The organism is Zavarzinella formosa DSM 19928 (assembly GCF_000255705.1).
GTDB classification, from domain to species: domain Bacteria; phylum Planctomycetota; class Planctomycetia; order Gemmatales; family Gemmataceae; genus Zavarzinella; species Zavarzinella formosa.
The window spans coordinates 928,837-940,491 of the sequence record NZ_JH636441.1 but is presented as its reverse complement, the minus strand read 5'-3'; the positions used below and the strand labels follow the sequence as shown (position 1 = coordinate 940,491).

At 59.2% G+C, this 11,655-nt stretch carries 11 protein-coding genes; 2 read left to right on the top strand and 9 right to left on the bottom strand.

Going from position 1 to position 11,655, the window contains the following annotated elements; translation table 11 throughout:
* Nucleotides 1–136: 136 nt before the first annotated feature.
* Entirely contained in the window at nt 137–1,930 is a 1,794-nt protein-coding gene (gene ilvB / locus BGIM_RS0120565) for a biosynthetic-type acetolactate synthase large subunit (protein WP_029630224.1), read from the top strand.
* 161 nt (nt 1,931–2,091) lie between these two features.
* Here the strand turns inward: ilvB and hslV are convergent, their stop codons facing one another.
* On the bottom strand, nt 2,092–2,625 hold the full coding sequence (gene hslV / locus BGIM_RS0120560) for an ATP-dependent protease subunit HslV (protein WP_029630223.1): 534 nt from the start codon (nt 2,623–2,625) through the stop codon (nt 2,092–2,094).
* A gap of 211 nt (nt 2,626–2,836) precedes the next feature.
* Between hslV and BGIM_RS60485 the strand changes: the two genes are divergently transcribed.
* Nucleotides 2,837–3,958, top strand: coding sequence for a hypothetical protein (locus tag BGIM_RS60485; protein WP_020471616.1), 1,122 nt, complete (start codon nt 2,837–2,839; stop codon nt 3,956–3,958).
* A 91-nt stretch (nt 3,959–4,049) separates the two neighbouring features.
* Here BGIM_RS60485 and BGIM_RS0120550 read toward each other — a convergent pair whose 3' ends face one another.
* The 8 genes from BGIM_RS0120550 to BGIM_RS0120515 form a co-directional block, all read right to left on the bottom strand.
* Nucleotides 4,050–4,589, bottom strand: a complete 540-nt coding sequence (locus tag BGIM_RS0120550) for a hypothetical protein (protein ID WP_020471615.1) — start codon at nt 4,587–4,589, stop codon at nt 4,050–4,052.
* 88 nt (nt 4,590–4,677) lie between these two features.
* Complete coding sequence (locus BGIM_RS51495; RefSeq protein WP_020471614.1) at nt 4,678–5,361, bottom strand: 4'-phosphopantetheinyl transferase family protein; 684 nt, start codon at nt 5,359–5,361, stop codon at nt 4,678–4,680.
* 41 nt (nt 5,362–5,402) lie between these two features.
* On the bottom strand, nt 5,403–6,725 hold the full coding sequence (locus BGIM_RS0120540; protein WP_029630222.1) for an MJ0042-type zinc finger domain-containing protein: 1,323 nt from the start codon (nt 6,723–6,725) through the stop codon (nt 5,403–5,405).
* A gap of 76 nt (nt 6,726–6,801) precedes the next feature.
* On the bottom strand, nt 6,802–7,980 hold the full coding sequence (locus BGIM_RS0120535) for a hypothetical protein (RefSeq protein ID WP_020471613.1): 1,179 nt from the start codon (nt 7,978–7,980) through the stop codon (nt 6,802–6,804).
* Between the two features lie 47 nt (nt 7,981–8,027).
* Nucleotides 8,028–8,270, bottom strand: a complete 243-nt coding sequence (locus BGIM_RS0120530) for a hypothetical protein (RefSeq protein WP_040889792.1) — start codon at nt 8,268–8,270, stop codon at nt 8,028–8,030.
* Nucleotides 8,271–8,275: 5 nt separating this feature from the next.
* A complete protein-coding gene (gene larE / locus BGIM_RS0120525; protein WP_020471611.1) occupies nt 8,276–9,133 on the bottom strand; it encodes an ATP-dependent sacrificial sulfur transferase LarE in 858 nt (285 codons plus the stop codon).
* Between the two features lie 76 nt (nt 9,134–9,209).
* Nucleotides 9,210–9,845 (bottom strand): zinc ribbon domain-containing protein, encoded by a 636-nt coding sequence (locus BGIM_RS0120520; RefSeq protein WP_020471610.1) that lies wholly within the window; start codon nt 9,843–9,845, stop codon nt 9,210–9,212.
* A 93-nt stretch (nt 9,846–9,938) separates the two neighbouring features.
* Nucleotides 9,939–11,642, bottom strand: a complete 1,704-nt coding sequence (locus tag BGIM_RS0120515; RefSeq protein ID WP_020471609.1) for a GH3 auxin-responsive promoter family protein — start codon at nt 11,640–11,642, stop codon at nt 9,939–9,941.
* Nucleotides 11,643–11,655 lie beyond the last annotated feature (13 nt).

Below are 11,655 nucleotides of genomic sequence, written 5' to 3'. Positions count from 1 at the left end.
TGCCATTTCACATCGTCAAATCAAGTGGCCGTCCGTATACCAAACCTTCCGGCTGATGATTGCGGCCGTCCGACCGTTCGGGTGTCGTCCGAACCGAAGACGGGAAGCCATGCAGCCGCAGAAAGGTGATGGTCCGATGGCTGATTCTCCCAAACCCGCTTTGCCGAAAACCCCGATGAGCGGGGCGGACATTCTGGTTCAATGCCTCATCAATGAAGGCGTCGACACCATGTTCGCCTATCCGGGCGGGGCCAGCATGCCCCTGCACCAGTCCCTTACCAAGGTCGGCGACAAACTACGGACCATCCTTCCCCGCCACGAACAAGGCGGCGGGTTCATGGCCCACGGCTACACGCGGACGACCGGCAAGGTCAGCCTGTGCATGGCCACCAGCGGACCGGGGGCGACCAACTTCGTCACCATTCTGGCCGACGCCAAAATGGATTCGATCCCGATCATCGCCATCACCGGGCAGGTGGGCACGAAGGTCATCGGAACGGATGCCTTCCAAGAAACGCCGATCGTGGAAGTGTGCCGTCCAGTCACCAAGCACCATTACCTCATCCACCGGACGGAAGACATCACCCGGGTGGTGAAGGAAGCCTTCTTCCTGGCCGTCACCGGTCGCCCCGGCCCGATCATCATTGACATTCCCAAGGATGTCCAGTTGCGGGAAGTGATCCCCGATTGGGATCCGCCGATGAACCTGCCGGGCTACGTGGCCCACCGCGAGGGGACGACCGACGAATACCAGCGGATCATTGATGAAATCCGCCGGGCCAAAAAGCCCCTCATTTACGGCGGCGGCGGCATCATCGCCTCGGACGCCTCGGCGGCCATCAAGGAATTCGCCGAGAAGACCGGCATCCCCGTGGCCCTGACGGTTCACGGTCTTGGCGGTTTCCCAAACGATCATTACCTTTGTCTCCAGATGCTGGGAATGCACGGCACCGTGTATTCCAATCTGGCCATCAACGACGCAGACTTGGTCCTCGCCTTCGGTGTGCGGTTCGACGACCGCGTGACCGGCAAACTGGACGAGTTCATCAAGCACGGCCGGATTGTTCATATCGACATTGATCCTTCCGAGTTGAACAAGAACAAGCACGCCCACGTGGCGGTGAACAGCGATCTTCGCCTGGCCCTCGAAGGCGTGAACAAACTGCTGAACGATGAAAAGAACGCGGACCTCGTCGGCGGCGGTCGTTACACCGAATGGATGCGGCAGATCGACGAATGGCGGGAAACCGAACCCTTGCGGTATCAGGACCGGGACGATGCCATCCTGCCACAGTATGCCATTCAGCGAATGGCCCAGATTCTGAAAAAGCGGAACCAGATTGACGACACGATCATCACGACCGGGGTGGGCCAGCACCAAATGTGGTCCGCCCAATACTTCCCGTTCACGAAGCCCCGCACTTGGATCACCTCAGGTGGTCTCGGAACGATGGGCTTCGGGCTTCCCTCGGCCATCGGGGCCAAGGTCGCCCACCCGGACAAGATCGTGATCGACATCGACGGCGACGGCAGCTTCCTGATGAACATCCAGGAACTGGCCTGCGCCCACGTCGAAAAAGTCCCGGTGAAGATCCTTCTGTTGAACAACCAGCACCTCGGCATGGTGGTGCAGTGGGAAGACCGCTTCCACGGCAGCAACCGCGGCCACACTTACCTCGGCCAAGGGATGGATCTCGACGCCTATCCCGATTTCGGCACGATTGCCAAGGGCTTTGGCGTGCAAAGCAAGACGATCATCAACAAGGAAGACTTTGACGCCGCGATCAACGAAATGCTCGACAGCAAGGGGCCGTTCCTGCTGAACGTGATGGTGCCTCACCAAGAACACGTTCTGCCGATGATCCCGTCCGGCCGAACTGTGAAGGACATCATCAAGGAACCGATGACCGTCCCGGCGGCGGCCAAGTAAAGACTGAAGGAAAGCAAAGACTAACCACAAAGACTCAAAGATCACACAAAGTTTCACAGAGAAGACGGAAGAAAAAATTCTTCATTGGTCTTCTCTGTGAAACTTTGTGTGATCTTTGAGTCTTTGTGGTTAGTCTTTGCTTTCCTTCAGTCTTTCGTCTTTCAAACTTCCACCAAGTCGATGTTTCGGTTGGTGTAGATGCACAAGTCTCCGGCGATTTCCATTGAGGCCCTTACAATTTCAGCGGCCGAAAGGCTGGAGTGAGCCACCAAGGCTCTGGCCGCCGAGAGGGCGTAGGGGCCGCCAGAGCCGATGGCGAGGATGCCGTCGGTGGGTTGGATCACGTCCCCGGTGCCGCTGATCAGGAGCAGGTTCTCTTTGTCCATCGCGATCAACATCGCCTCCAGACGCCGCAAGACCCGGTCGGTTCGCCAGTCCTTGGCCAGTTCGGCAGCGGCTCGGGGGACCGAGCCTTGATGGTCGCGCAGTTTGGACTCGAAGCGTTCCAATAGCGAAAAAGCGTCGGCGGCCGAACCAGCAAATCCGACGGAAACCTTGCCGTCGTATAGTTTTCGGATCTTGTGGGCGTCGTTCTTCATGACGATGTTGCCCAAGGTGACCTGACCGTCCCCGCCGATGGCTGATTTGCCCCCGTGTCGGACGGCCAGAATGGTCGTGGCCCGAAACTGTTCCATCAGACGTTCTCCCGGAAGTTCATCACTCGTTGGCATTATCCTGAATAAAAACTCGCAGACGTCCGGCACAACAAATGCACTACAATGTTCAAGGGACGGGCCGGAATGCCAAAATCGTCCGCCGATGCCGGTCTGGAATCTGATATTCCGCAAGAGCCGACGAATAAAGTGGTATATGCCGGAACCATGTCCGAACCCAAGGATCATCGCCATGCGAACAATCTTCCGAAGTGTCGGTCTTCTGGCTCTGCTGACCGGACTGATGGGCGTCGCCCCCGCGATGGCTGCCCCGGTTCCGTCCAAAGCTGGTGAATTGAAGGTCGAAGACAATGCCAAACTCTTTAGCGAAGATGCCGTCAGCAAAATGAAGCGGGACTTTGCCAATTGGGTTTCATCCAAGACTGGTCGTGAGGTTACTTTTTGGACGGTGGCCAAACTCTCGGATGCGGAGAAGACAAAACGAGATGCATTGAAAGATGATGATGCTAAGAGAACGTTCCTGAAGGACCTCGCCAAGTCCCATGCAATGGACGAACATGACAAAGGGGTTTTCATCTTTATTTGCAGAAACCCCGCCTTCGTGGGCGTTATCGTAGATAAGGACATGCGAGAGAAGGGGTTTGACAACACCAAGGAAAGCAAACTCCATGATCTGCTTTTCAACGGTTTGAAGGATGCGCACGGAAAGTCCGGCGATGCCGAACAACAGACAGCCCGAGATGCAACGCTCCGAAAAGCGGTCGAGTTTTTAGAGAACAACCTTCCGGATGCCAAAAAAGATGTCATCAAGACGGGCCAGCAGGCTGGCAATCATCAAGAACAGACTGGCAATCATCAGGCGCCTGCCGATGAAAAGAAAGGCAGCGGCCTTGCCGGATTGTTATGTGTTGGTTTGATCGTGCTGGGAGTTGGTTGGGTTCTCTTCGCCGTCATTAAGGCCGTCTTCCGCATGATGAGCGGTGGCGGGGCGGGTGGCGGTCCGGGCTATGGTGGAGCGCCCGGTTACGGAGGTGGCGGCGGTGGTGGAATGGGTTTCTTGGGAACGTTTATGACCGGGATGTTCGGCGCGGCGGCCGGGATGTGGATGTACGACAGTTTCTTCGGCCATCACGGTTCCTCGGCCTACGGCGGTGACTCCGGCACGACGGGATATGGCGGCGGTGGTGGCAATGAAGTCGTGGACAACACCGGGGCCGGTGATTTCAGCGGCGACGCCGGAACCGGCGGCTACTACGACAGCGGAAACACCGGCAACGACAACACCGGTGGAGGCGATTGGGGTGGTGGAGGCGGTGACGGCGGCGGAGGTGGGGGCGGTGACGGCGAGTTCTAAATCCTTGGCCATGCGAAAACAAGCAGACCCGGCGTTTGGTCATGACCAAACGCCGGGTCTGCTTGTTTATATTTCGCGTTTTTTAAGCGATTCACATCTGACCAAAACCCATCCCCATCATCATGTTGGGATCAAAACCCATCCCCATCATCATGTTGGGATCGAATCCCATCCCCATCATCATGTTGGGGTCGAAACCCATTCCCATCATGTTCATATCCGGCATCGAAAATCCGGGGAAGCCGCCCATCATGGGATTCATAGCCATCGGGTTCATTCCCATACCCGACATGTCCGGCATCGGAAAGCCGGGGAAAGTCGCCATCATGGGGTTCATTCCCATGTCCGGCATGGCGAAACCGGGGAAGCCATCCATCGCAGGCAGGGCTGGCATGTGAGAGGGAAATCCCGGCAAAGCGGGCATGTTTGTCGGGAAGGCGGCCGGTTTGGCCGAGCCGGTTCCCAGATGTTTTTCCACGAATTCCACCAACTTGCACGCCCCTTGAATGCAGGTGGCGACGCTTCCAACTGTCTTTTGAACTTGTTCCAACGTCGTTGGCTTGGGGGTGGCCGGTTGTTCCGGTTGGACGGTTTGTGCGGTTGGCAGCGGCGGGGGCGTGCGATTCGTCATGGCATCTACCGGGTCGGGTTGGTGATCGGTCCTCACATCAACCCGTATCGGCCATCCGGCGATTTGTGACAATCATTTTCTGGGATTTTCAGACCCGCATGGCCAAGGCGGCCAGAAACCCCGGTTGCGGGTCCCATGTGTGCAGTTTCCATTGATCGCCGACTGTTGAATCACCGTCGAGCGACACAACGGCCGGTGGTTCGTCGGTCCGGAACGTGACTTCGCAGCAATCGAGGGATTGCACCCCCCGGCCCATCGCCTTCAGGACCGCTTCTTTGCGAGTCCACGCCCGGAGAAAAGCAGCCGGGATTTCCGTCGGGTCGAGTTCGCAAAACTGTGAATGTTCCCGAGGGCTGAAGAAGCGTTGCACCAAGCCAATGGCATCCGGCACGATGCGGACCTGTTCCACATCGATCCCCACCGGAGTCTCCGCCACGGCGAAAGCGGCCAGGCCGTCTGTGTGCGAAAGGTTGAAATGCAGCCCGGTTTCCGGGGGAAGACACGGCTTGCCCCCGTCGGCGAGGAAGATCGGCACGGCCAACGGCTCGCAACGCAGGTAATGAGCCAGCAACACCCGCAAGGAACCGCGAGCCTGAATGAATTGATCGCGGATGCGGGCAACCCGAAACCGATTGGCCCGGATTTGTTCCGACTCGGTGAGATGACACCAAAGAGACTCAACCAACTCTGCCCCGCGAGAGACATACAGATGTACCCGCTTTCCCGGCGGTTCCCGAAACGGGGATTCGATCTTGCCGAACATCACGGGCATTTCTAGAGCATCCCTAACAAAATCGTGGCGTGAGACGCTACTTACCCTTGTCCGAACTGATTCCGAATGGCTCGTTTGGCCGCCGCCACCAAACTGGCGTATCGGCCGAAGAGCATCACTCCATAGGTCATGACGATGGCCCCGGCGATCAGGATTCGCATGGTGGCCTGTTTGTCCGGCCCGGCGAACGGCGAACCATATTGGCTCAGGGTTGTCCGCAAAGGTTCGATCACCGGGCAGAACAGAGTGGCGGCGACCATCATGGCCGGGGCCACCAAAACGAAAGTCAGGAATGTCCCGACGGAAAGGAGCAACCGGGGCATCCCGGCGGCCCAACCGGCTTGGGCGATGAAGAACAAGGTGAACAAGTCAGCCAGCACGGCGGCGGGAAGCCAGACGCATAACCCAAGCGGGCCGGTGATCGGGGGAAGGTTAAAGCGTGTCGTATAGCCCATGTAGAAGGCGGCGGCCGAGGCCGCCCCGATGACTCCCAAGAGGGTGCAGAACGTCGCCCCTCGGGCGAGGCCGCGGGCCGTGGATTGTTCGGGGATGGAAGTGCATTTGGCCCGGCCGAAGAACAACAGCACCAACCCCAGCGAAATCGGCAGGGCGGTATACGCCAGCATGATTTCCTTCCAGAACGGCAATTCCGGCCGACCCAGGTACCCTGGCGCGTTGCTCATCGCCTGGTCGGGTTTCATGTAGGCCCAGACACCGTGGGCGATTCCCCCCAGAAAAGGGATCATCCACAGAATCAATCCGGCCTGGATCATCGACAAACCGGAGCAGGTGGCCGCCCACTCATTGGCGGCTGCGGCGGCATTTGCCTGGGCGGGCGAACCCGGCGCCGGGGGAAGAATGAGGCTGCTTTGTGCTTTCGGCAAATTAACGGCCGATTTTCCACCCGCCGGAGTAAGGGGAGAACTTGGGGGATTCAGGCTCCCGCCAACCGAATACGGGGATGGAGCGGTGGGAAGGAGCGGAGAGGAAGGAACCGGATTCGTTCCGGGAACCGACGGCGCTCCCCGGAATTTAATCGAGGGCGGAGCCGGCAGGGCCATTCCGGCCGAGCCATATTCCATCGCCGGCGGGCGGGCGGGACCGCCCAACAACAAATCATCATCCGATGGCGGGGGCGTCGGCAGCAGATCCTCGGCCATCGGCCGGGTCGCGCCAGTTCCCCCCTCGGCGGGGTTTGGAGGCAATCCCCCCGGCATATCGTATCCGAAGCTCGAAGCCGGGGAGAGCGACGAGGGCACTTGCAGAATGGCCGCGCAACTCGGGCAGCGCACCCGCCCGCCGATGGATTCATCCCGCACGCGGAACGGCTTGTGGCACTTGGGGCAGTTCAGGGTAATCGGCATCGGGATTACTTCCGTTCGGGCGATTCGGGAGGAGGCTGGCCTCGGGATGTTTCCGGCAGGCAAACAATCAATTCGCTCATTCTACATGAACCGGGCTGCGGTTATGCCAGTCATCGGGGTTGCCGTCAAGCCCCCCCGACAGGCGGACGATTTCCCTCTTGATGGCTCCTTGGGCGGCCAAAAAGCTGAACACGCACAACATCGAAAAACCAATTGTCCCTCCTGCGGTAACCACGATCACAACGATGACCAGCTCTTTGTGTTCTTCTGGATTGAACTGCGGGGGTGGCGGGGGATTGTTCGGGTTATTCTGGTTGGCGGGGGCTTTTTTCTCCCCGCCCTTGGGAGCTGGCGCGTTCTTGGCGTTGACCACCGGAGGGTTGTTGCCGTTTTTCGCGGCCTGTTGCTGCATCTCGCTGAACAAGGCCACAAATAACACACAAGAACCAATCGTTCCAACGGTCAACATGGTGATGAGACCCGCCAAGTGGAACTTGGCCCAAAGGGAGGCTCCTGCAGCCTCCAGACCTTTCATAATTTGGATCTGAGCGATCAAACCGACGATTTCAGCAACCACCCAACCAAGGAAACAGATGCCGAGTCCGCACATGCCCAACTGAAGAATGGCCATTCCGGCCAACAGGTTATTCTGGACGATCAGAATGCCCGCCGCCATCATCCCCATGCCGATCACGCCGGGAACCGCCGTGATCCCCGCGAGGACGCCGGAACTTTTGGCGCTGGCCCCGGCCGGAAGATACGGGGTTCTCATCAACGCAATTCGGCCGAACGCCCAAAGGATGATAGCCAGGCAGGTAAACAACCCCTCGCCGACCGCCAAGGCTTTTTGGGCCGAAGTCAGTTCGTTATCATTTTTGGGAATGCCGTTGGCGAGATTGAAGGCTCCGCGAATGGCGGTGTCGATGCCGATCAGGCCGGCGGCGATGGCCAGATTGCGGAACCCGGCCGCCACTTTCTTCCATTTCTCGATCCGGGGTCCGGGATTGAAACGGGGTTCCTCACGGCGTTCCGTTCGTGTCGGCGAGTATTCGTATCGGTCAACCGCCCGGCGGGAGGCCGAGGGGAATTCCTCGATCCTCGGATCAGCCGGAAAAGCATCATCGTCCGGGTGTGTCTCCGCCGCCGGAACCTGAATGACGGCATCGCACTCCGGACAGCGGCCGGGGCTGCCGGCAAACGCCTCGTCCACATGAAAACGGTAGGCACACTCCGGACATTTCACTGGGATCGGCATACGTTTTCCGGCTTCGGCGGTTCAGGTTGAGGGATCGGGGCGGCGGCTCACTTCGGCTGCGGAATCTTCCATTCGGGATCATATTCGAGCGAGAAAATTTCCTGAATCCGTTCAGCCCGGCCCGGTCCGGATTCCAAAAGGGCTTCAATCGACCGGCGAATCCTCTCAACCCGGTGATCGTTCAGGGGCGCGCCTTCGCCCCGGTCGATGCGGTCCAGCACGGCCGCCACATCCAGCAGTTTGCAGCGGGCTTCCAGAAAATACGCATCCAAGACTTTCGGGGCGGTCATCGGTTTCACGAGGTTGTCCTCCGTTCGGGGGCGTGGCGAGTCCGCATTTCCAGCGGAACCAAGTCGTTCAGGCTGCCGCTGCGGAAGCCTTCCAAATCCAGCGTGACGAAACGGAAGCCAAGTTCATGAAACGTCCGCGACAAGGTTTCACGCACGCCGGGCGCCGCCAGCCGGGCCACTTCGGCCAGCGGAACCTCGATCCGGGCCAGTTCTCCTTCGTGCAATCTTACCCGGCCGTTGTTGAGGCCAAGGCTTCGCAGGAATGTTTCCGCGTGTTCGATCATCGCCGTCCGTTCGGGCGTCACCGCCACGCCGGGGGCCAGCCGACTGGAAAGACACGGCGAAGCGGGTTTGTCCCATGTTGGCAGGTTCCACCATTTCGCCACCGCCCGCACATCGGCCTTGGTGAAACCGGCTTCCTGCAACGGGTGGAACACATTCCGCTCGGCGGCGGCGGTCAACCCCGGCCGGTAATCGCCAAGGTCGTCCAAATTCGCCCCGCTGCAAACCGTCATCACCCCGAGGCGGGGGAGTATTTCCAACACGCGGTCGTAGAGTTCGCTCTTGCAATGATAGCAGCGGTCGCCGCCGTTTCTCAGGTAATCGGCGTTCGCAAACTCCGAGGTGGCGATCACTTCGTGCCGGATACCAATGAGGGCCGCGATTTCTTTGGCCCCCGTTAGTTCCGCTCGCGGCACACTCGGACTGTCGGCCGTCACGGCCACGGCTTGGTCGCCCAGTTCGAGAAAAGCGGCCTTGGCCACGACCGTGCTGTCGATGCCGCCACTGAGGGCAACAGCCACCCCGCCGGTGCGGGTTCGCAACACTCCCCGCAACCGGCCAGCCAAGTCTTCGGGATTCATCCGGATATTATCGCACTTCCACCGCCCGCCTGACAAGCGAAGCCGGGGGGATTGTTCAACGAAGGGAGTTGTTGCTTCAATCGTCGTAAGCATCCCGGTCGGAGCGACGTGGGCGACGCGGTTCGTCGTCGTAGTCATCCTCGTAGTCACGCTGCTTGGGGGCGAGCTTGGACGCCTTCACGGCATTGTTGATTGCCCTAATCAACATCACAACGATGAACACTCGCACAACGATGCTCTTCGCGGCGGCCGGTTCAAAGACGATATCGAGGATGCTCAGCCCGATGAACAAGATCAAGCCAATGGTCGCCGGAGGAATAGGCATGTACATGGCCCAGAATCCCAGCCCGGCGAAGAGGGCTGCCATTCCGGCGACCAAGACAACAGCGACGATAGTCTCTTCTTCGGCGGCATTTTCTTGATTTCCGAGCAGAACAACGCTGATCGTTCCACAAACCATCAACAGAGCCGCAACCACAAACAACGTGATGGAAGCTTGCTTTTTAGCCTGCTTCATCAAGTCTTCGTGGTCGGACTCGCGCGTGCTTCGCAATTGAGCGGTTCGACGGGAGCGAGGCCGGTGATCGTCATCGTTATCATCCCCTTTGGCCCAAGCGGCGGGGAGCCTGGCTCCGCAGGCTTCGCAGGTGCGAAATTCAATTTCGCTCGAAGAAAGGGGAGACTGACACTCGGGGCAATGACGAATGGCCATTGAAACACTCGGGTGGGAATTGGTGAATGACTGGCTGAGTGTCAGTCTAGCATCCGCAGGCGACCCGGTCGAAAAAAGATTTTCGTCCGGAAGTCACGCGGCAGCGAGTATTTCCCGGCGAATCACGGGAACGGACTGACAAAAGTTCAAATCGCCGATCAGGCAGGGGTGCTTGTATTGCTCAACAGCGCCCCCGGTTCGACGCACTCGTTCGGAGTCCCATTTGGCCCATGCCCCGGTCGGCAGCAGAAAAATCCGGATCGGCCCAAGCCGATTGCTTGATCGCTTGGCCTCGTATTCGATGTTTTGCCGCCCGAGGACAATATCGAGTTCGTGGACGAATTTCCGCAACCGGGCCGGATCGCCAGCATCCTGTTCTTCAACATATAGCCCGTAATACGGCAGTTGATCGTCCCACACCGGGGCGAGGGCGTAGCTCGTCAACGGTTGCTGAACGGACCGGGCGACAATATCCACGGCTTGGGTAACGTGATACTCGGAGAGCTTTTCCCCCGTGAGGTTGGCGAACCGGCTTCCCTTGCCCAAAAATTCGATCAACGGGGTGCGTTGGAAGAATCCGGTCACCCGCACGAGATCCGAGATGTGATAGCGATACAGCCCGGCTTTCGTCGTCGGCAGGATGTAGTAATGTCCCCCCTCCCGCACCTCATGCGCCCCCAACACGGTCGGATTGGCCGAGTCGATTTCGTTTTCGGGGATGAACTCGAAAAAGTGTGTGGTGATGTCCAGCACGCCGTCCGGTGTGGAGTCTTCAACCGGGAGCGTCATCCGCCCTTCGCTTGCCAACAGACCGATATCCCGCACCGGGGTGTCGCCATAATACTGTCCCAGTTGTCGAAGATACGGCCCGACGCTTCCACCGGTCCAGCAACCGATTAACAGGCGTTCTTTCGGCCATGTGTCTTTCGGAAGCAACACTCCTCCGGCGGCATTGGCGAACGCTTCCAACTCGGCGGCCCGTTCCGGTTGGGGTTTCAGCCTGACGGCGAGCAACTGGCGAAGTTCCGGGGTGATGTCCCATTTTGGGTTGATGGTCCCGTCCGCGATGTCGCGGATCAGGTTTTCCTTCTCCCGATCCATGAGCCGGGCCAGGTTCACCAGCGTGCTTGGATTGGCGGCAACCAGCATCCCGAGTTTTTTCGGGGCGGCAAATCGCAGGGCCACATACTGACGGGCGGCCGCATCGCGTATCTTGCCGGTCATCGGCGGGAGGACGTACATCCGTCGCATCACCCGCTTCTGGACTTGGGCGGTGAAGCCGGAAAGATTGCCGCACGGGATGTCGGCGTCGGTGCGGTATTCGTCCGCGTCCCCGGCAAGTTGCAGCATCGGCTTGAAGAAAATCTGGGGATGTCGGCGGATCGCCTGAAGGCCCCACAGATTCCAGCCGCGTTTGTAGTCGTCGAGGTATTGCTTCGTGATGGGAATGTGCTTGCGGGCGGCGGTTGTTCCGCTGGTGAGGGCGAACATCAGCACTTTGGAATCGGCCAGCAGGGCGTTCGTATCCCCGGCCATCACCCGGCGGATGTACGGCTCCAAGTCCTCGTACCGCCGGACGGGAAGTTGCCGTCGGTAATCAGCGACGTTCTTGATGCCCGCAAAGCCGTGATCCCGGCCGAAGGTGGTGTCTCGATGATAATTCAGCGTTCGCAGGAGGAGTTCCCGCTGAATCATCTCCGGGTGGGCGCACGCCTGCTCGAACCGGGCGAATTTCCGGTAGAGAGGCTGGGCCAGCGCCTTGCGAAGCAGATAAACGAGTGTGCGGCCGAGTTTCATGTTCTGCGAGGTG